Origin of the sequence: Roseburia sp. AM23-20, assembly GCF_003470905.1 — a bacterium.
Lineage (GTDB): Bacteria > Bacillota > Clostridia > Lachnospirales > Lachnospiraceae > Roseburia > Roseburia rectibacter.
The window spans coordinates 1-20,295 of record NZ_QRHS01000001.1 but is presented as its reverse complement, the minus strand read 5'-3'; the positions used below and the strand labels follow the sequence as shown (position 1 = coordinate 20,295).

The following is a 20,295-nucleotide window of genomic DNA, read 5'->3' as shown; positions in this document are numbered from 1 at the left end:
GAAAAATTTATACATAAAAAGGGATGCCGCCATATGACGACATCCCTTTATGATCCATGACAATAAAATGTTTACGGATCATTCATTCTATTATTTCAGGCAACAACATCCTCAAACTGTGAATTATAAAGATTTGCATAAAATCCGTTTTTCGCAAGCAGTTCTTCATGATTTCCCTGTTCCACGATATCCCCATCCTTCATGACAAGGATCAGATCTGCATTACGGATCGTTGATAATCTGTGTGCAATGACAAAACTGGTTCTGCCACGCATTAGGTTATCCATTGCCTTCTGGATCGTAACCTCAGTTCTCGTATCAACCGAAGAAGTTGCCTCATCGAGGATCAAAATCTTATTATCTGCAAGAATTGCCCTTGCGATCGTAAGGAGCTGTTTCTGTCCCTGTGAAACATTGCTTGCATCCTCATTTAATTCCATCTGATAACCACCCGGAAGCGTCTTGATAAAGTGATCGGCATGTGCTGCTTTTGCTGCTGCGATCACTTCCTCATCCGTGGCATCTAAACGTCCGTAACGGATATTTTCCATGATCGTTCCTTTAAACAGCCATGTATCCTGCAATACCATTCCAAACGCATCCCTTAATTCCCTGCGGTTAAACTCTCTTACATCATGACCGTCTAATTTGATAGAACCGCTGTTTACATCATAAAAACGCATTAAAAGTTTTACCATCGTGGTCTTTCCTGCTCCGGTCGGACCTACAATAGCGATCTTCTGTCCCGGTTTTACATGAGCACTGAAATCTTTGATGATCGTCTGATCCGGATTATAGCCAAACTGTACATGATCAAAATCAACCGTTCCTGTCACTGTACTCACATCTGCCGGATTTTCTGCAGTCTGATCTTCCTCTTCCTCATTTAAAAAATCAAACACACGCTCGGATGCTGCCGCCATCGACTGCACCTGGTTGATGACCTGTGCGATCTGCTGGATCGGCTGCGTAAAGTTTTTTACATACTGGATAAATGCCTGGATATCACCGATTGTGATCGTTCCACGGATCGCAAACAGTCCACCGGATAATGCCACGGCTGCATAGCCAAGGTTTCCGACAAACATCATGATCGGCTGCATCATTCCGGACAAAAACTGGGATTTCCATGCTGACTGATACAGAATTTCATTTGTACGGTTAAATTCATCGATCGTATCTTTTTCACGGTTAAATGCTTTGATAACTAAATGTCCGCCATAAACTTCCTCGACCTGTCCGTTGATGTGACCTAAATATTCCTGCTGGTCTTTGAAGTATTTCTGGGATTTCTTAACCACAAATGAGATCAGTGCCATGGAGATTGGCAGGATCACGATCGCGATCAGTGTCATCAGCGGAGAAATACTGAGCATCATGATCAGTACACCGATCAAAGTAGCAACCGATGTAATGATCGTTGTGATACTCTGGTTTAATCCCTGACCTAAAGTATCGACATCATTGGTGATCCTTGATAAAACCTCTCCATAAGTACGGCTCTCAAAATATTTCATCGGCATGCGGTTGATCTTTTCAGAGATTTCTTTACGCATCCGGTAACAGATCTTCTGTGTCACACCTGTCATGATCCAGCCCTGGATAAAGTTAAAAGCTGCACTACACACATAAAGTCCAAGCACAAACAAAAGAATCTGTCCGATATAAGTAAAATCAATGCCTCCAGTGCCCTGAATCTTTGCCATCAGTCCTTCAGAAAGCGCTGTTGTTGCTTTTCCTAGAATTTTAGGGCCGATTACATTAAATACCGTAGAAGCTGCCGCAAAAATCATGACCACAATAATCGCTGCTTTAAAACTTCCAATATAAGATAACAGTTTTCCTAAAGAACCTTTTAAATCTTTTGGTTTTTCTCCCGGCTGCATGCCATGTCCCATCGGTCCTCTGCCACGGCGCTGCATTCCTGTTCTTTCTCTTTCATTACTCATTGACAGACACCTCACTTTCCTCGATTCCAAGTTCTTTTGCAGAAAGCTGTGAACGTGCGATCTGCCGATAGGTCTCACAATTTTTCAGCAATTCCTCATGTGTACCTTTTCCGACGATTCTGCCATCATCCAGTACAAGGATCTGTTCTGCATGCAGGATCGTACTGATTCTCTGTGCCACAATGATTACCGTACTGTCCTTAACTTTTGATGCAAGTGCCTTTCGAAGTGCTGCATCCGTCTTTAGATCAAGTGCAGAAAAACTGTCGTCAAACACATAGATCTTTGGCTGTTTTGCAATCGCACGTGCAATGGCAAGACGCTGTTTCTGTCCTCCGGAGACATTGCTTCCACCCTGTGCGATATCGCTGTCATATTTTTCCTGTTTTTCTTCGATAAAATCTGTTGCCTGCGCGATTGCTGCTGCTTCTTTGATTTCCTCATCCGTAGCATCCCGCTTTCCAAAACGCAGGTTCGAAGCAATCGTACCGGAAAACAATACACCTTTCTGCGGTACAAAACCAATCTCTTCTCTCAAATCTTCCATGCGGATATTCCGGATATCCTGACCATCTAGTGTAACACTTCCGTCCGTAACATCATAAAGCCGCGGGATCAGATTGACCAGTGTAGATTTTCCGCATCCGGTACTTCCAATGATCGCCGTTGTCTTACCTGGCTCTGCAGTAAAATCAATATCTTCAAGTACATCTGCCTCTGCACCCGGATAACGGAAGCTGACATGTGAAAAACGGATCACTCCTTTATGTTCTTTTAACTCTTCCGGAGTCTCTGCATCTTCTATGGAAGATTCTGTATTGATAACCTCATCGATGCGCTCTGCTGCGACTGCTGCACGCGGAAGCATGATAGACATTGCTGTCAGCATCAAAAATGCCATAACGATCATCATCGCATACGTAATAAATGCTGTCATCGATCCAACCTGCATAGAACCTGCATCAATCTTATGAGCTCCTACCCATACGATACCTACGGTCAGAAGATTCATGATCAGCATCATTCCAGGCATCATAAATGTCATGACACGGTTCGTAAACAGCATTGTTTTTGTCAGGTCTTTATTCGCATCATCAAAACGCTTTTCTTCCTCTGTCTCCCTACCGAATGCACGGATAACAGAAAGTCCTGTCAAAATCTCCCTTGATACCAGATTGATCTTATCCACAAGTTTCTGCATCAGTTTAAAACGAGGCATCGTAACTGCCATCAATACCATAACATATCCGAGGATCACAAGGATTGCAAGAATAATGATCCATCCCATTCCTGCTCCCGTCTGGATGATTTTTAAGACACCACCGATACCAAGGATCGGCGCATATGCAACCATACGGATCATCACGGCAGAAACCATCTGGATCTGCTGGATATCATTGGTACTTCTTGTGATCAGGGATGCCGTGGAAAAACGATCCATCTCCGCATTCGAAAAACGTACCACACGTCCGAATATTTTTCCTCTGAGGTCACGTCCGATCCCTGCACCGATACGTGCACCAACAAATCCTACCAGAACCGTTGCAACCCCCATAAGCAGCGCCATCGCAACCATTCTTACTCCGGCTGACCAGAGGTAAGATGTCTGTATCTTATCAATATCCAACCCTGCCTGCGTATCGCAGTTAACCGCATAAGCAATTCCCATTGATTTTACCAGAGAACTTCCCATCGTATCAATCGTATCGGAAACGGTATCACGCATAGATAAGATCTGGTCTTCTGTCATTGCCCCGGATGCTTTCATGGCTAAAAAAATCGTGCGCATATCCACGCAATTTGTGGCTACGGTATTTCCATCATCATCCTCTATCTCTTTTTCAAAAGAAGTAAGCGGCACGCCCATGGACTCCCCGATCTGTTCAATGCTCATATTATCAAGCATTGCCTGATCCATTCCGGTCTGTTTTGCCACACTCTCTTTAAAGGTCTGCTCATCCACCGATGACATCTGATAATTCATCAGGAGTGGTAAAAGCAGTGTATCATCCAGCTCCTCTAACTGTTTTTTATCTGTAACAGTCAGACGGTAAACCTCTCCATCCTGTTCGTAGCTGTTCTCCCAGCTTTCTTTTTCCTCATCTGTCATAAAAAGCTGTACTAATGTAAATTCATCTTCTGTTACTGCTTCCGGCAGTACATGCTCCACACCTTTGTTCTGGATACCGACATCAATAATATCCGATGTATATGCCGGAAGTGACAGATCACACCATGCCTGAACAATCAACAGCGCGATTACTATGATCAATCCCTTCCAGTATGGGAGCATATTTTTAAATATTTTGCTCATATTCTACTCTCCTTTTTGTCTCATTTTCCGGTCTGCAATTTCTTCTTTGGCTGCCTCATACAGTTCGTTCAGACAGTCTATCATACCTTCCATATCATCCCTGTCCATTTTTGAAATAACCGCATGTGCAAAATTACTCATGATCTGCTCGCACTCCTCTGTTTTCTTTTTCCCGGAATCTGTCAGTTTCACATACGTATTTCGTCTGTCCGCCTTATTGACATCACGCTCAATATATCCTTTATCCTCTAATGTCTTTAAGGTACGTGAAACTGCGGGTCCCTTCGCTTTCAACTTCGCAGTCAGTTCAGATACCGTCAGTTCTTCCTTTCCCATTTCCCCGTTGCAATGCCTGATCGCCAACATCGTCATACCTTCAATTTTGGTGATATCCGGCACAAGATCGCCCATATGCAGTTTATGGAACTGATACAGTGCAGAGAAAAATCTTGTAAATAAATCATCCATTTTTGTTTTTCTCACCTCGTTATTTAATATTGTTATATATTCTCTTTGTTATGTATTCTCTTTGTTATTTATTTACAGTGGCATATATTAACACAGGGAAGATACTACGTCAAGTATCTTCCCTGCACTTTATCCATTCTTTATATTTTCTTTATATTCTTTTTTTATTTTTACTCACACACCTGATGCATCATATCAATTGTCCGTCTCATTTCTTCGAGATCAAACTGCCCCGGTGCACTTTTCTTTTTATGTGATGCAAACGTCACGCAGGAGCCAAATGTCTCCCCGCTTACTCTGCTGATCTCACCTAATTTTCCCATTGCCACAGTGATAATCGGAGTTTCTTTGTTTTCACAGTGAAATTCAGATGTGACCGCAAGAAGTCTTAAAACATCCTCCGGCGTTTTGGGAGTTACAACCAGTTTGACAATATCCGCTCCGCCTTCACACATACGGTCCAGCAGCATCCGCATAACTTCCATCTGTGGTGTTCCTTCCAGGTCATGATGTGATGCTACGATTTTCTTCCCTTTTTTCTGAATTTTCCGGATCTGCCTTGCAGTGTGTTCCTCCTCAAAAAATTCCAGATCGATCAGATCCACACATTCTGATTCTGTCGCAAGATCATGCAGATCTGTTAATGTTTCCCGGTCAACCGATGCCATTCCACCCTGTCTTGCAGTACGAAATGTATATAAAAACAATTTTTTCTTTAGCAAAGGCGCTGCCTGCTGCAATATCTCCCGCACTTCATTATAATCCGTAAAATGTTCAAATGCATCCAGCCGCCATTCGATCATGTCTGCAGCGGATTCTGCAAGATATTCTATTTCATTTATAACTTCCTCTTTTGTTTTTTCAAGCACCGGAACACAGACCAGCGGACGCCCCGTTCCAACTTCGGTTTCTCTTATTTTCATGCCTGACACCTCCCATTACCTCTTACGTCATTGCTATAATTTTCATTATAACCATCACTTCTCTGTTATGCAAATATTTGACATCTTCTGCTATATCATTTAATATATTTTTGATTTTATCAAATACAAGCGACAGCGCATGTACTTTGGCGCTTAGAATGGAGTTTTATTATGAGTTTTACATTTTTAAACCAGCTTCCTTCTCCGGCAGAGATCAAACGTGATTTTCCGCTGTCAGAAGAATTAAAACAGTTAAAAAAAGAACGCGATGCCATGATCTCTGACGTCATCACAGGAAAAGATGACCGGTTTTTAGTTATCATCGGACCTTGTTCTGCTGACAGGGAAGACGCAGTCTGCGATTATGTCAGCCGCCTCACAAAAATTCAGGAGGATGTTGCTGACCGCCTGATCATCATTCCACGCGTTTATACAAATAAGCCCCGTACTACCGGCGAAGGCTACAAAGGTATCGCATCCCAGCCAGATCCTGAAAAAGCACCGGATATGATCGAAGGTCTGATCGCCATGCGAAAAATGCACATCCGTGCGATCAAAGAGAGCGGTTTAACCTGTGCAGATGAGATGCTTTATCCGGAAAACTGGGGATATGTAGAAGATCTTCTCTCCTATGTCGCTATCGGCGCACGTTCTGTTGAAGACCAGCAGCATCGTCTGACCGTCAGCGGTTTTGATGTTGCATCAGGTATGAAGAACCCGACCAGTGGTGATTTCTCCGTTATGCTCAACTCCGTATATGCAGCGCAGCACCCACATCATTTTGTATACCGTGGCTATGAAGTCGAGACAAGCGGTAACCCTCTTACGCATGTTGTTCTGCGCGGTGCAGTCAGCAAACACGGCAACTCCACACAAAATTATCATTATGAGGATCTGATCCGTCTGTGCGACATGTATGAGAAAATGGATCTTGTAAATCCGGCAGCCGTTGTGGATGTAAACCATTCCAACTCCGGCAAAAAACACAGAGAACAGATCCGTATTGTAAAAGAAGTCATGCACAACCGTCAGGTTTCTTCTGAGATCAGAAAAATGGTCAAAGGTGTCATGATCGAAAGTTATATTGAGGAAGGTTCCCAGAAGATTGGCGAACATATCTACGGAAAATCTATCACAGATCCATGCCTTGGCTGGAAAGATTCCAAAAATCTCATTTACACGATCGCAGATATGTGCAATTAATTGATACCTTCTGATAGTATAAATACTACATAAAAAAGAGGAACTCCAAATCTGTGGGTTCCTCTTTTATAGTCTGCATCTTTTTTAACTGTTATCCTCTTGGATGTGCTTTTAAATATACCTCTCTTATTCTTCCCTGTCCCATCTGCGAATAAATCTGTGTCGTTGAGATATCAGAATGACCTAACATCTCCTGGACAGATTTTAAATCCGCTCCATTGCTGATCATATGTGCCGCAAATGAATGTCTTAATGTATGAGGTGTGATCTCCGATTCGATCCCCGCCTTTTTCCCATAAAACTTGATCAGCTTCCAAAAACCCTGACGGCTCATGGCACCACCGGTACAGTTTGTAAACAGCCACGGACAGTCTTCCTGGCTGACCAGATGTTCTCTTCCATCCTGTATATATTTTGCTAATGCTTCCTTTGCAACATTTCCAAAGGGAATAATACGTTCTTTGTGGGTGTCCGTACAGATCACATACTCCATCTGAAGATTCAGATCCGAAATCTTCAGTGATATCAGCTCCGACACGCGTATCCCTGTTGCATAAAGCAGTTCCAACATCGCTTTATCCCGCAGTTCCTTCGGAGTATTGCCGGATGGCTGCTCCAGTAAGAGTGTCACCTCTTCCGTGGTCAGAATGCGTGGCATTGTTTTTTCAATCTTAGGTGCTTTCAACCTCCATGCCGGATCTGCTTCAATTCTCCGCTCCCGCTCAAGGAAATGAAAAAAAGCCTTCATTGATGCTATACTTCTCGAAACAGTCGCTGGTTTCCGTCCCTCGCGCTCTAAAAACATAACATATGCATTCAGATTTGTCTCTGTAACAGCAGCTGCATCACATATATTCTGCCCTGCCAGATATTCATTCAGTTTACGAAGATCACGCTCATAAGAAACCTCTGTATTCTTCGATGTCTGTTTTTCATTGTGAATATATTCTATAAAATCCATAATGTCACGTGTCATGTTTTTTCCTGACTTTCTTTTTATCCTGTGTATTTTTTCATTATAATAACAAGCAAACTAAAAAGCAATCTTTTCAAAAATTTTTTACAAGCATCTTAAGGATCGGATTATTGATATAAGTTTCCGCAAAAACACCGCCAACCATCAGTGCAACTGCTACTCCATAAAACGAGACAGATTCAAATATTTTTTTCATGCGGCTTTTCAGATCACAGTTAAATGACCGATACTGCATTTTGTTTTTTCCACAGAACCTGCACCATAGCACCGCTGCCACATATAAAAATGCATGCGGGAAAACACTGACGAACGCAAATGCAACACCCCGGATTCCAAGATCTGCAATCGCCATTGTAAGGAAAAACCCAAAAGTTCCTGTCAGCAGGCACAAACATGCTGTTGATGCCACCACGTATCCACACCATTCTCCAAGCAAAAAAGAGAAAAAAGCAAACTTTCCCCTTTTCCAAAACAACTGCCAGAATAGTCTTTCCAGCGAAATACTGCTATATGCAAACTGTTCTAAAATCCATATGTTTAATATCCGGCAAAGATTCCCCTCTTTGTACTTTAACAGGTTTGCAAGAAAAACACCCGCAAAAAACACCGCAAAAAACAGGAATCCTTCTTTTTTCATGCACACCGCACATCCTTTTTCTTTAGTTTATGCGTTTTTCTCCTGATTCAGAAGATTTTTGTATGCAAGAAGTGCAGAAACTGTTTTCGCATCCTGCAATTTTCCATCATAGATCATCTGACACAATTCATCTATCTCATATGCCTCAACATCTATATACTCTCCCTCATCTAAATGCTGATGACCCGGTTTTAAATTGCGTGCCAGATACACATCAATGAACTCATTGCAAAATGCTACTGTGGTCTTAAGGGATAAAAGACGCGTGAGATCATCACTGCGATATCCTGTCTCCTCCTCTAATTCCCTTGCTGCACATACTTTTGTGTCTTCTGTGACACTATCTCTCGATCCTGCCGGTATCTCAAGTGTCATTCGGTCGATCGCATTCCGGTATTGACGTACCATCAGAATCTTTCCATCTTCTCTCACCGGTACAACTGCTGCTGCACCTTTTCTGTGCGAGATAAAATCCCATTCCTCAAGTTTTCCGTCCGGAAGCTGCATGGTATCCGTATATATATCCAGAATTGCTCCATTTTTCACCAGTTCTCTTTTTATTCTCTTGACCTGTTTATCCATAATGATATTCCTCCACAAATCCTGTCTTCTTTTGTTCTTATTCTTTCTGCTGTTATTTTACCACCCGCTTCGTCTATTTTCCATCAGTTTTTTATATCCTGACATCAGATAAATAAAGTGTTAAAACTTTCCCATTCTCTTTTCAAAAAGGATTAAAGAATGCGCAAATTTCTCCTCCATATAACAAATACTGTTATACTGATAACATCTTATCTACAGGGAGGAGACCAGCTATGACAATTGCTGAAATTATTTTTTCTATTATCGGTATTGGCATTATGATCGGAGGTTTTGTTTACGGAATTTATGATTCCTACTGTCAGTCGAAAAAATATCGTACATCCAAATAATAGAATGACATTATATTATCCAAGAAACAATCCTGCCCGGAGGGTTTTTTATGTAATAGGTAATTTCAACGAATTTACCTATTACATAAAAAACAGACCGCACATATCTGTGTGCAGTCTGTTTTTTTCAACCTTCTTTTTCTGTTATGCCATCATCTGCATGCCATTTACACTCGTCTGGCTCTCTAACATCCGGTATCCTACCCTCGGGATCGTTGTTATATACTCCGGTTCCAATGGAGATCTTTCGATTTTTTTTCGGATATTTGTCATATTAACACGAAGTATCCTGCTGTTCTGCTCTGCATACGGTCCCCATATTTTTTCCAAAAGCATCTGGTATGTTACAACCGTGCCAGCATTTAACGCAAGACTTTCTATGATCCGATACTCCACTGGCGAAAAATGAATTTCCATACCTCCAAGCAGAACTTGTCTTTTTGTGAAATCAACTTTAAGATTTCCTGCCTCATAGTATGTATGTGCACCTGTCGAAATTCTTCTTCTCAATGCCGAAAAAATCCGTGCTGCCAGTTCCTTTTCATGAAACGGCTTTACCATATAATCATCTGCTCCGGCATATAATGCCTCTACTTTATCAAGATAGCTGTTCTGTTCCGATAAAACAATAATCGGAGCATCCGTCCACTCCCTAAACCATTGAATTAACGCCAGTCCCTCCATATCAGAAAATTTATTATCCATCAGGATCAGATCCGGGCAGATACCGGTACTCATCTCCATCCCCTGTTTTCCTTTTCCCGCAGTATATATCTTATAATTTTCTTTTTCCATTGCCCTGCGGATCAAATAGGAAATACTCGCATCTTCATCAATCAGTAATATTTTTGCTCTGTCACTTATTCTGTTTTCATTCACGTTAAAGCGCCTCCTGTAATATATTTTTATTTGATTACAGGAAAATGTTTTGCCTTCTTTCCATCTACCAGATGGATATATTTGATATTCTGCCACAGCATGATCATATGGCTGCCAAAACGCTTCAATGCCATATGCAAAATAACAGCCGGTATCACAATAAGTACGTATACTTCTACAAGAAAACGTAAAATCTGAAACCTGCTCTGTCCCTGTTCTCCAAGAACGGCATCGCTCTGCGTTGTTCGCGCAAATGCGGATGCCGGTATATTTTCAGGAACGTTACACGCCTGATGTTCCGCTATCCCTGGCTCCATCAGCCAGTCTGTCTGATATTGCTCTATTCCGCCATCAGGCAGTATATCTGCAGCCAGCTTTAAATTCTGTGATGTCGTTTCCAAATGCAGTGTGTCTGTCTGTGGTAAAAACTGAAAGAAAGATATGATCATAAATCCGATCAGAAGGAATAAAATCCACTTATGTTTTTTCACACTCTGCATTTGCCACACCACCTTTCTTTCGCTCTTTTTCAGATGTATTTTAACATATATTTTACATTCTGGCACTATTTTTTTAGGATTTTATCTTCATGGATATGGAATTATGGATTGCAATTTCCATATATACAAGAAAGAATCCTGCCCGGAGTTTTTTTGATTCATAGGACGTGAGATTTCCTATGAATCAAAAAACTGCCGTACCGGTCATTTCTGACTCTGGTACGACAGTCTCTTTATTTTTTTCCAATAATAAAATGCACGTTCTGTAAACATTCTATTACCATGAACAATGGCCTGCACGCTTCGCGAGCAAAACTATTGTCACGAATCATTTCGCATAATCCGTTACTCTTGATTCTCGAATAACATTTACCTTAATCTGTCCCGGATATTCCAATTCAGCCTCGATCTGTTTTGAAATATCACGTGCAAGCAATACCATATCGGCATCGCTGATCTGTTCCGGAACAACCATGATTCGAATCTCCCTGCCCGCCTGAATAGCAAAGGATTTTTCTACACCCTTAAATCCGTTAGAAATATCTTCTAACTGTTTCAGTCTGTTTGAATATGTTTCAAGTGTCTCTCTTCTGGCACCTGGTCTTGCTGCACTGATCGTATCTGCAGCCTGAATGATACATGCAATTAATGACTCCGGTTCTACATCACCATGATGCGCTTCTACCGCATTGATGATAATTGGTGATTCCTTGTATTTTCTACATAAATCCACACCGATCTGAATATGGGAACCTTCCATATCATGGTCGACAGATTTACCGATATCATGCAATAATCCTGCCCGTTTTGCAGTTCTTACATCTACACCAATCTCAGCAGCAAGTAATCCGGAAAGCTGTGCTACTTCAATAGAATGTTTGAGAGCATTTTGTCCGTAGCTCGTCCGGAATTTCATTCGTCCTAAAAGACGTACAAGTTCTGGATGAATTCCATGAACACCAACCTCTAAAGTTGCCGCCTCACCTTCCTCACGAATCATTGTCTCGACTTCTTTCTGAGCCTTCTCAACCATTTCTTCGATTCTTGCCGGATGAATACGTCCATCCACAATCAGTTTTTCCAAAGCAATTCTGGCAACTTCTCGACGAATCGGATCAAAACCTGATAAAATTACCGCCTCAGGCGTATCATCAATGATCAGGTCAACACCTGTCAACGTTTCTAAGGTACGGATATTACGTCCCTCACGTCCGATGATTCTTCCTTTCATTTCGTCATTTGGAAGCTGAACAACAGAAATCGTCGTCTCGGCAACATGATCTGCAGCACACTTCTGAATTGCAGTGACTACATACTCTTTTGCCTTCTTATCAGCTTCTTCCTTTGCCTTGTGTTCCATTTCTTTGATCAATTTTGCAGTATCAATTTTAACGTCTTCTTCAACAGTCTTTAAGAGATAATCCTTTGCCTGTTCGGAGGTTAAACCGGAGATCCTTTCCAGTTCTTTCACACGCTCTTCATTGAGCTTTGCGACCTGCGCTTTCTGTCTGTTGATCTCTTCTTCCTTGGCTGCAAATCCCGCCTCACGTTTTTCGATCGCTTCTAACTTTTTGTCCAGATTTTCCTCTTTCTGAACAATGCGTCGTTCACTGCGTCCGATCTCTGCTCTCCGCTCTTTTACCTCCTTGTCTAAGTCATTCTTGACACGGATGGATTCTTCCTTCGCTTCAAGCATTGCTTCACGCTTCTTGGTCTCTGCCGTCTTTACCGCTTCATCAATGATCTCACGCGCTTTTTCATCTGCATTTCCGATCTTAGCCTCTGTTACTTTTTTATAGTAAGCAGTTGTGACGAAATATACAACGACCGCGGTAACCAGTAGAGTGATCACAACAGCGATAATCACACTTCCCACAGGAGCACCTCCTTTATTAAATTTTCATTGTACATATAACATTAAAACATGGATTGTTATCTGTCATAATTACAACATATAAATTTTATTCTATTTTAATATTTATGTCAAGTAGATAACTGTTCAATGTGCATAATATTGCATTTTTATTTTGCTCCAATACAACATATTGTACCAAAAATCCAGGTTTTACTGCATTCTTATTCCTCGTATCCGTCCCAGATCTTCATAACATGTAAAATATCGCTGCCCTTAAATCCACGACGCATCAGATACTGGTATGTTTTTTGCTTTTCTTTGCGATCACATTCCTTTGGATCATAATGCTTCTTCTCTAAAAGCTGACGGATCTTTATCTGTTCATCACTGTCAAACGCTTCATCCAGCGCCTGTTCTATCACGTTTTTGTCAATTCCTTTTGTTAAAAGATCTATTTTTAATTTCTGACGGCTCTTCCTCTTCTGCTGATATGAAATATAATTTGTTGCATAACGCAGATCATCAATATAATGATATTTTTTTACATAGTCTATTGCAAGATCCACACAGACCGCAGGATATCCATTCTGCATCAGTTTATCTCTCAGCTGATGCTCTGTCCTGTCCATTTGTTCCAACAGAAACATTGCGCGTTTCTTTGCCCTTGTTCCAAGTATTTCATAAATGATCTCATCATATTTTTCCCGGGATATGACAGTTTGCTCCTGTAAACCTAATTTTCTTACCTCACCTTTATATAAAAGGACTTCCATCCCGTTGTCAAAACGAATGGAAGTCCTTCCTTTTTCCCGGGGAATTACTTCAGTGACAAGTAACTCCTGCATCTTTTATTCCTCCGCTTCTGATGACGCAGCCTTCTCGATCGCCTCAGCTTTTTTTGCAATCGCTTCAGCAGCCTTTATACTCTGTGCCTCAGTCTCGTTTTCCTTTGCTTCTTCAGATTCTTCGGTTCCGTCAACCTTTAACATCTCTCTGACTTTTGCCTCAATCTCCTCACAGATCAGTGGGTTATCTTTCAGATACTGCTTTGCATTCTCACGTCCCTGGCCAATCTTATCTCCATTATATGCATACCATGCTCCGGACTTGTTAACAACCCCTTTATCTGCCGCAAGGTCTAAGATATCACCTTCTCTTGAAATACCCTGTCCAAACATGATATCAAACTCTGCTTCACGGAATGGTGGTGCCACCTTATTCTTAACGATCTTTACTCTGGTACGGTTTCCAACAACCTCCCCGCCCTGCTTTAATGCCTCAATCCTTCTGACATCCATACGGACAGAGGAATAAAACTTTAACGCACGTCCACCGGTCGTTGTCTCTGGGTTACCGAACATTACACCTACTTTTTCACGTAGCTGGTTGATAAAGATAACCACACAGTTTGACTTGCTGATAACAGAAGTCAGCTTACGAAGTGCCTGGCTCATCAGTCGTGCCTGAAGTCCTACATGTGAATCACCCATATCTCCATCAATCTCTGCCTTTGGAACAAGTGCTGCCACGGAGTCAACGATCACAATATCTACCGCACCGGAACGCACCATGGTCTCAGTGATCTCAAGTGCCTGTTCTCCGCAGTCCGGCTGTGATATGTACAAATTATCAATATCAACGCCGATATTCTTTGCATAGACCGGATCTAAGGCATGCTCTGCGTCAATGAATCCAGCAATGCCTCCTCTTTTCTGTACCTCTGCAACCGCATGCAGTGCAACTGTCGTCTTACCACTAGACTCCGGTCCATAGATCTCAATGATTCTTCCCTTCGGGAGTCCGCCTAAACCTAATGCAATATCAAGACTTAAAGAACCGGTAGGGATCGTCTCCACATTCATATGTGCGGAATTATCTCCGAGCTTCATTATAGATCCCTTGCCATACTGCTTCTCAATCTGTGAAATTGCAGCATCTAATGCTTTTAGTTTATCATTTTTTACTGCATTGATCTCTTTATATTTATCTTCCTTTGCCATTTCTTTCCTCCGTGCGAACTTATGTTCGTTTTTCTGTTCTAATAGTATTATATTTTTTCTGAAATGTCAACCATAAAATTGTCTGTATTCCCCCACACGCTCTACGACAGGTTTATGGCTGCCTGCAAAACACATTTTCCCCAACAGCACTTATTTTTATTTACAGGATTACCGGCAGATTGATGCCCGTGGATCGCCTCTTCAGGCGGTATAGATTTATATCTGACAACCTCATCGGAAATGAACTTCCTTGTCGACAAGTGTATCATAGTATACTTTCAATTACAAGTGCTTTCTTTTATTAAACAAACGCCCCGATAAATGCTGGTTTGCGGGTGACATGAGTTCCCCGGCTAAGGGTGGTCTCACAGGCTTTTGATTGGCAAATTGCATCAAGCCGGGACTGTTTTGTTCCGTTGTACGAAAATAAGGCAAGTCTAAGTCAGCCTGATTTAATGTTTCTCGGAGTGACGTGTGCGTCTTAAACGCCCCGTCCGGGGGCATTAAGACTTGTGCTGCCGTCCGTGGCAGCACAACACTGTGTTACGAACAGGCAGACTAAGATTGCCTAATTTTCTCCCAAAGTCACAAAACGAATCCCGGCTTGATGCGATTTGCCAGCCACTAAGTTGTGATCCACCCTTAGCCGGGAAACTCATTTTACAACCTTGGGGGTGCGTAAATTTTTAGTGTTTGTGTCTGAATCAGATTAAAAAATATTTCCAAATAACTATATTTAATAGATTATTATTGGTTTGATAATACTGGAAAACCTCAATATATCCCATTATGCCTATGTTTATTGCCATACACATTTGAAAACATATTCTGTGTTATTTGGTCTGACAATTTACGAAATAATTCATGTAATACAATGTAGCAGATGGAAATTCTGGGAAGTCATTAGGCTGAATATCAGTGATACAGCACATTAGGATTTTAAGCATATTTTCAGTTGTGCGAATATCAAAAATCCGCACTTACGCCCCCAGATTTTGAGATGAACCGCCCACCCAAATGGTGTTCACAACCTGAAGACTGGCATCTTGCGCAAAGCCGGAGCTGATTTTGTGACTTTGGGAGAAAATTAGAAAATCTTAGTGTGTCTGTAGGTACACAGTGATGTTCTGCCACGGATGGCAGAACAAGGCTTCACGAGCCACGGATGGCTCGTTGAACGCCGGTCACGTCACTCCGAGAAAATCTAATTCAGACACACTTAGACTTTTCTTATTTTCGTACAATGGAACCAAAATTAACTCCAGCTTTGCGCAAGATGCCACTCACAGACCTGCGACACACCATTTGGACGAGCTATTTATTTCATAAACAAACCAGCAATTACTGTTTTCACTTGTGCTGACATTCCATAATAATATAAAGGAGTTACTATTACTAACATATCTGCTTCGAAAAGTTCTTTTCCAATCCTATATTTTTCTTCATAGTCTTTGTCCTCTCTTTCTTTATTGCTCAAAATGAATATCATGCAGCCTGTGCACTTTCTATTTTTCTCATCCAATAACATGACTCCCTGCTCCGGGTTTTTATCAATTGCTCCGATGACTGGATGTGGCACATACATTTCTTCCAGATAAGCAACGTCCTCATCCGCTAAATGTATATCAAGTGCACCCACTGCATCATCAATATATTTCACCTTCGTTGCCCCGATAATCGGAGACTCCACGCCTTTTGCTGCCATCTGCAGCCTCCTGCTTTGTCATCCTCTTATCCTCTCATAGTCCCATATTTCTTCTAATATAACCCCCTGACTAAGGAGTATTATACGAAACAAAGAGTCGCCTGCGACTCTTTCGCGCCCGAGTGGTGCTGTTTACAGCTAATTAAAAAGATGCTCCTTTCGGAACACCTTCATTTTACTTTCATATATATGTTATGTCTAATACCCATTATAAATTGTGAGCAATGCTTATAAGGCATTTTTAACAAACTGTAAAAATAACCGCAGTGTGTCAGCATGCGCCTGATTTTTCTTCCATACCAGAACTGAGCCCGTTTCCAGTTGTGGGGTAAACGGAATGAATCGTAACTCTCCATACATCATCCCAAGATCAAAACAAACCGCTGTCCCCACGCCTTCCTTTACTGGCTGCATTCAGAATAAGATTATAAGTAGCTGCCACATCTAATTGTTCATAAATATCGCCAAACCAGTTTGCCAGTTCATTTTTTACAGAATTTCTCTGTACCATGATAAGCGGAATACCTGATAAGTCAGCAGGTGATACACTTTCTTTTACATACAACGGAGAATCCGGATTTACTAACACGCCCCATCTTTCTTTGCCCAGCATACGAATAAATTCATACTTTGATATATCAACAGGCTCTGTTAAAAGTCCAATATCGAGCAATCCTTTCTCTATACACTCTTTAATGTCATCCGCTGTGGCACTGTATATATGAAACTGTACCAGAGGATAGATTTCTCGAAAATTTCTGATATTTTCGGACAAAATCTCCATACTTCTCGTTTCGCCGCACCCAATAAATATCTCCCCTGAAAGCATATCACCTTTATTTTTCAATTCTGAAATCGTTTTCTCTGATAATGCTGCAATCTCCTGTGCCCGCCTGCGAAGTAACATGCCATCTTCTGTCAAGGTTACGCTATGTTTTCCTATGTGAAAAAGCCGCACTCCCAATTCCTCTTCCAACTGCATGAGCTGACGGGAAAGTGTCGACTGCGTTACATGAAGCAGTTGTGCTGCTTTTGTAATATTTTCTTCTCTGGCAACCATTAAAAAAAATTTAATACTCTAAGTTCCACGCTACACCTCTGGATTTATATGCTCTTAGTATAGCAAAATCAAACGTATTTTTTAAATTAATACAATTTTACATACCGCAGCAGCCAAAACGATCACACCCTCGCACACTGTCACAAAATACCCTTCGGTATCCCCGGTAATACCGCCGAGTTCCTTTTTGCATTTTTTATAATAATACCAAAAAGTAATGCCGGCACCCACTAAAACGGCTGCACCGGTAATGCCGTCTATATATAGCATCAACACTGCTGCCGACAGTGTCTGCAAAAAAAGTGCTGCCTTTACTGTCCGTTCATGTGCCCTGCTCGTAAACATATATAAAAGTCCCTCTTTTTTAGCGCCTGGAAAGGTCACTGCTGCTATACCGCTTAGACATCTCGATAAAAAGAATCCGACTGCTGCAATTTCTATCTGCCGCACAGCATTTATTTCTGAATAAGCTCCGATATAAATCAGTTCATAAAGCACCAGACAGATCACGGAAAAAGCACCTATGTGGGAATCTTTTAAGATCTCAAGTTTCCGCTCTCTCGGCTGATAGGAATGGAATGCGTCCATCGTATCCATAAAACCATCCACATGAAATCCACCGGTAACTGCAAGCGGGATTGCTGCACCTATCATGGCAAATGCCATATTTCCAACCGAAAACTTTCCGCAGAACCACCACCAGAACATCGTGATTCCACCGATCGCTGCTCCCACCCATGGAAAAAAACAAAATGCATATTTCATTTCTTTTTCCTGCCAGGTAAACTGCGGCATTGGGATCTGCGAATACATGGAAAATGCAATGATAAATGCTTTTAATGCTGTTGTCATAATCGTCTCCATTTCCGGGTTATTTTACAAGAAGCGGGATTCCCGCAACAACCTCAACAACTGAATCTGCCATTTCTGCCAGCAACTGATTGATCTGCCCAAGATTTCTGATATATTCCGTCGTCCCCGGCTCATAAGTGATTCCGTCCTCAAAAATCTGGTTGGTTACGACCACTAAATGAGCGGTCTGATCTCTCAGATGCCTGATCTGACGGATTATATTTTGGGCACAGCTATTTGTCTCTTTCTGTTGTTTCTTTGTTATATATACATCATTTTGTTCTGCGGGATTTTCTTCCTCCATACAGCCTCTCTCCTGCTCATCTCCAGGCTCCGGAAACATCTCGTTTGCGACAAGATTGGACATACACTCCAGCAAAGCCACCGGCATAGATGATTTTCTGCCGAATTCATCCCCTACGCACATAAGAATTTCTGAAAATGCTTCGTCCACATTTATGGGACACTCCACTGTATAAAATCCCTTTCCTGCGCGCAATTTTCTGTGCCTCTCCACCCGGCGCATGCCCTCTTCTCCATACACACGCATCGTCGCAAGATAATACAACTTATGACTTTCCGCTGACAGATATCCATCACAGATTTCTGATGCGTGGTCCGCATCCGGGATTTTATTTCCAGTATCCTGATTCTTTTTCCCTGCCAGCTTCACTGCCAGATTTTCCGCATATTCCGACTTTCCGCTGCCGCTTGCACCTGTTACCAATATCATCATATTTCCGTAAACCTCCGGTATGCTTCCACCCTGATATCTGAAAAAGTTGTCCTGTTATCATAGACAGCATGTACCGTATCCAGAAGTCCAAACATCAGAACTGCGCCTGTTCCCTCACCGAGTGCTAACGCACCATCAATGACCGGATGTACTCCAAGTTCCTGTAAGATCAATGCCGCAGCAGGCTCTCTGCTTTTATGGGAGGCGATCAAAAAATCTTTTACCCCCGGCACCAGCCGTTCTGCCACAAGTGCAGAAACTGCACTGATCACACCGTCTAACACAACAGGAACACCATAAACTGCTCCTCCGATACACACACCACATAAGCCGGCAATATCAAGTCCTCCAACCGAACACAGAATCCGGAATGTCTCTTTGGAATCAAACTGATATTTTTCCCGTGCTGCATTGATGACTTCTATCTTGTGCTGTAATCCCTCATCACTTAACCCTGCACCTTTTCCGGTAATATCTGCAGTCCCACAGTCCAGCAGTGCCGCAGCCACAGCACTGCTGGTTGTTGTATTTCCAATTCCCATCTCACCGGTTGCAAACAGCATCACGCCATCTTCTTTACATTTTTTGACGCTTTTAATCCCTGCTTCAATCGCAGCTAGTGCTTCCTGCTCTGTCATCGCAGGCTGTTTTAAGAAGTTTTTGGTACCAGGGCATACTTTTTTGTTCCAGACACCCTCCGGTGTTTTTTCTGCTGCGATACCAATATCGATTGGTATCACCTCGGCATTCACCTGTGCTGCCATAAGACAGACAGAACTTTTTCTTTTTCCCATGGATTCTGCAACCTGATACGTGACCTCCTGTCCGGACTGGCTGATGCCCTCCTCGACGATTCCATTGTCTGCACACATCACGATAACTGCCTTTTTCTGTATCGGAACACTCTCATCGCCCGTCACTGCACCGATCTGCATAAATATCTTTTCAAAAATTCCCAGACCGTCTAAAGGTTTCGCCAGGGAATCCCAATTTTCCTGCACTTTTTCCCGTATGTTCTCATCTGGTTTTCTGATTTTGATTTGCTTAAGCTGCTGGTTTGTCATGTATTTTTTTGTCCATTTCTATAATATCTATATTTTTATAAGCTCCCAACAAATACTGGTTTGTTGAGGCATGCGTCGCCCATCCAAATGGTGTTTCGTAGGCTTGTGAGTGGCGTCTTGCGCAAAGCCGGAGTAATTTTGGTTCCGTTGTACGAAAATAAGAAAAGTCTAAGTGTGTCTGAGTTAGATTTTCTTGGAGTGACGTGAACGGCAACAACGAGTCATCCATGACTCGATGCTGC

General features: G+C 42.0%; 19 protein-coding genes. 1 reads left to right on the top strand and 18 read right to left on the bottom strand.

Going from position 1 to position 20,295, the window contains the following annotated elements:
- Window positions 1-95: 95 nt before the first annotated feature.
- From DW650_RS00095 to aroD, 4 genes are all read right to left on the bottom strand, one after another.
- Window positions 96-1,949 carry an ABC transporter ATP-binding protein gene (locus DW650_RS00095; RefSeq protein WP_117919010.1) on the bottom strand — a complete coding sequence of 618 codons (1,854 nt, stop codon included), beginning with the start codon at window positions 1,947-1,949 and terminating at the stop codon, window positions 96-98.
- Window positions 1,942-4,263 (bottom strand): ABC transporter ATP-binding protein, encoded by a 2,322-nt coding sequence (locus tag DW650_RS00090; protein WP_117919012.1) that lies wholly within the window; start codon window positions 4,261-4,263, stop codon window positions 1,942-1,944. Before DW650_RS00090 ends, DW650_RS00095 begins: the two co-directional genes overlap by 8 nt.
- 3 nt (window positions 4,264-4,266) lie before the next feature.
- Window positions 4,267-4,731 (bottom strand): MarR family winged helix-turn-helix transcriptional regulator, encoded by a 465-nt coding sequence (locus DW650_RS00085; protein WP_243006720.1) that lies wholly within the window; start codon window positions 4,729-4,731, stop codon window positions 4,267-4,269.
- Between the two features lie 170 nt (window positions 4,732-4,901).
- The gene (gene aroD, locus DW650_RS00080) at window positions 4,902-5,654 is read right to left on the bottom strand and encodes a type I 3-dehydroquinate dehydratase (RefSeq protein ID WP_118208770.1); all 753 of its coding nucleotides are present in this window, start codon (window positions 5,652-5,654) and stop codon (window positions 4,902-4,904) included.
- Between the two features lie 171 nt (window positions 5,655-5,825).
- On the opposite strand from aroD, the gene DW650_RS00075 reads away from it, so the two are divergent.
- On the top strand, window positions 5,826-6,857 hold the full coding sequence (locus DW650_RS00075) for a 3-deoxy-7-phosphoheptulonate synthase (protein ID WP_118208769.1): 1,032 nt from the start codon (window positions 5,826-5,828) through the stop codon (window positions 6,855-6,857).
- A gap of 91 nt (window positions 6,858-6,948) precedes the next feature.
- On the opposite strand, the gene xerD is transcribed toward DW650_RS00075, so the two are convergent.
- The 14 genes from xerD to DW650_RS19845 all read right to left on the bottom strand — a co-directional run.
- A complete protein-coding gene (gene xerD / locus DW650_RS00070; RefSeq protein ID WP_117919020.1) occupies window positions 6,949-7,833 on the bottom strand; it encodes a site-specific tyrosine recombinase XerD in 885 nt (294 codons plus the stop codon).
- Between the two features lie 73 nt (window positions 7,834-7,906).
- Window positions 7,907-8,470, bottom strand: coding sequence for a hypothetical protein (locus tag DW650_RS00065; protein ID WP_118208768.1), 564 nt, complete (start codon window positions 8,468-8,470; stop codon window positions 7,907-7,909).
- A 27-nt stretch (window positions 8,471-8,497) separates the two neighbouring features.
- Window positions 8,498-9,052 carry an NUDIX hydrolase gene (locus tag DW650_RS00060; RefSeq protein WP_118208767.1) on the bottom strand — a complete coding sequence of 185 codons (555 nt, stop codon included), beginning with the start codon at window positions 9,050-9,052 and terminating at the stop codon, window positions 8,498-8,500.
- Window positions 9,053-9,546: 494 nt separating this feature from the next.
- Entirely contained in the window at window positions 9,547-10,281 is a 735-nt protein-coding gene (locus DW650_RS00055) for a response regulator transcription factor (protein ID WP_117919026.1), read from the bottom strand.
- A gap of 26 nt (window positions 10,282-10,307) precedes the next feature.
- A complete protein-coding gene (locus DW650_RS00050) occupies window positions 10,308-10,781 on the bottom strand; it encodes a hypothetical protein (RefSeq protein ID WP_118208766.1) in 474 nt (157 codons plus the stop codon).
- 328 nt (window positions 10,782-11,109) lie between these two features.
- Entirely contained in the window at window positions 11,110-12,657 is a 1,548-nt protein-coding gene (rny, locus tag DW650_RS00045) for a ribonuclease Y (protein ID WP_022112858.1), read from the bottom strand.
- 200 nt (window positions 12,658-12,857) lie between these two features.
- Window positions 12,858-13,481, bottom strand: coding sequence for a regulatory protein RecX (locus tag DW650_RS00040; RefSeq protein WP_118208765.1), 624 nt, complete (start codon window positions 13,479-13,481; stop codon window positions 12,858-12,860).
- 3 nt (window positions 13,482-13,484) lie between these two features.
- Complete coding sequence (gene recA / locus DW650_RS00035) at window positions 13,485-14,636, bottom strand: recombinase RecA (protein WP_117919032.1); 1,152 nt, start codon at window positions 14,634-14,636, stop codon at window positions 13,485-13,487.
- A 1,318-nt stretch (window positions 14,637-15,954) separates the two neighbouring features.
- On the bottom strand, window positions 15,955-16,341 hold the full coding sequence (locus tag DW650_RS20385) for an NAD(P)H-dependent oxidoreductase (protein WP_118208764.1): 387 nt from the start codon (window positions 16,339-16,341) through the stop codon (window positions 15,955-15,957).
- A 370-nt stretch (window positions 16,342-16,711) separates the two neighbouring features.
- Window positions 16,712-17,401 (bottom strand): LysR family transcriptional regulator, encoded by a 690-nt coding sequence (locus tag DW650_RS00025; protein WP_334294414.1) that lies wholly within the window; start codon window positions 17,399-17,401, stop codon window positions 16,712-16,714.
- Between the two features lie 81 nt (window positions 17,402-17,482).
- The gene (locus tag DW650_RS00020) at window positions 17,483-18,253 is read right to left on the bottom strand and encodes an adenosylcobinamide-GDP ribazoletransferase (protein ID WP_117922675.1); all 771 of its coding nucleotides are present in this window, start codon (window positions 18,251-18,253) and stop codon (window positions 17,483-17,485) included.
- Between the two features lie 19 nt (window positions 18,254-18,272).
- Complete coding sequence (locus DW650_RS00015; protein ID WP_118208763.1) at window positions 18,273-18,989, bottom strand: bifunctional adenosylcobinamide kinase/adenosylcobinamide-phosphate guanylyltransferase; 717 nt, start codon at window positions 18,987-18,989, stop codon at window positions 18,273-18,275.
- Entirely contained in the window at window positions 18,986-20,053 is a 1,068-nt protein-coding gene (gene cobT, locus DW650_RS00010; protein ID WP_118208762.1) for a nicotinate-nucleotide--dimethylbenzimidazole phosphoribosyltransferase, read from the bottom strand. The genes DW650_RS00015 and cobT overlap by 4 nt, the downstream gene beginning before the upstream one ends.
- A partial coding sequence (locus tag DW650_RS19845) for a hypothetical protein (RefSeq protein WP_207662848.1) occupies window positions 20,034-20,295 on the bottom strand: 262 nt, incomplete at its 5' end. The genes DW650_RS19845 and cobT, both read right to left, overlap by 20 nt.

Excerpts from the sequence above, each read along its gene's own strand:
- DW650_RS00095 (WP_117919010.1), bottom strand. The coding sequence starts at position 1,949 with ATGAGTAATGAAAGAGAAAGAACAGGAATGCAGCGCCGTGGCAGAGGA.
- DW650_RS00090 (WP_117919012.1), bottom strand. The coding sequence starts at position 4,263 with ATGAGCAAAATATTTAAAAATATGCTCCCATACTGGAAGGGATTGATC.
- DW650_RS00085 (WP_243006720.1), bottom strand. The coding sequence starts at position 4,731 with ATGGATGATTTATTTACAAGATTTTTCTCTGCACTGTATCAGTTCCAT.
- aroD (WP_118208770.1), bottom strand. The coding sequence starts at position 5,654 with ATGAAAATAAGAGAAACCGAAGTTGGAACGGGGCGTCCGCTGGTCTGT.
- DW650_RS00075 (WP_118208769.1), top strand. The coding sequence starts at position 5,826 with ATGAGTTTTACATTTTTAAACCAGCTTCCTTCTCCGGCAGAGATCAAA.
- xerD (WP_117919020.1), bottom strand. The coding sequence starts at position 7,833 with ATGACACGTGACATTATGGATTTTATAGAATATATTCACAATGAAAAA.
- DW650_RS00065 (WP_118208768.1), bottom strand. The coding sequence starts at position 8,470 with ATGAAAAAAGAAGGATTCCTGTTTTTTGCGGTGTTTTTTGCGGGTGTT.
- DW650_RS00060 (WP_118208767.1), bottom strand. The coding sequence starts at position 9,052 with ATGGATAAACAGGTCAAGAGAATAAAAAGAGAACTGGTGAAAAATGGA.
- DW650_RS00050 (WP_118208766.1), bottom strand. The coding sequence starts at position 10,781 with ATGCAGAGTGTGAAAAAACATAAGTGGATTTTATTCCTTCTGATCGGA.
- DW650_RS00040 (WP_118208765.1), bottom strand. The coding sequence starts at position 13,481 with ATGCAGGAGTTACTTGTCACTGAAGTAATTCCCCGGGAAAAAGGAAGG.
- recA (WP_117919032.1), bottom strand. The coding sequence starts at position 14,636 with ATGGCAAAGGAAGATAAATATAAAGAGATCAATGCAGTAAAAAATGAT.
- DW650_RS20385 (WP_118208764.1), bottom strand. The coding sequence starts at position 16,341 with ATGGCAGCAAAAGGCGTGGAGTCTCCGATTATCGGGGCAACGAAGGTG.
- DW650_RS00025 (WP_334294414.1), bottom strand. The coding sequence starts at position 17,401 with ATGGTTGCCAGAGAAGAAAATATTACAAAAGCAGCACAACTGCTTCAT.
- DW650_RS00020 (WP_117922675.1), bottom strand. The coding sequence starts at position 18,253 with ATGACAACAGCATTAAAAGCATTTATCATTGCATTTTCCATGTATTCG.
- DW650_RS00015 (WP_118208763.1), bottom strand. The coding sequence starts at position 18,989 with ATGATGATATTGGTAACAGGTGCAAGCGGCAGCGGAAAGTCGGAATAT.
- cobT (WP_118208762.1), bottom strand. The coding sequence starts at position 20,053 with ATGACAAACCAGCAGCTTAAGCAAATCAAAATCAGAAAACCAGATGAG.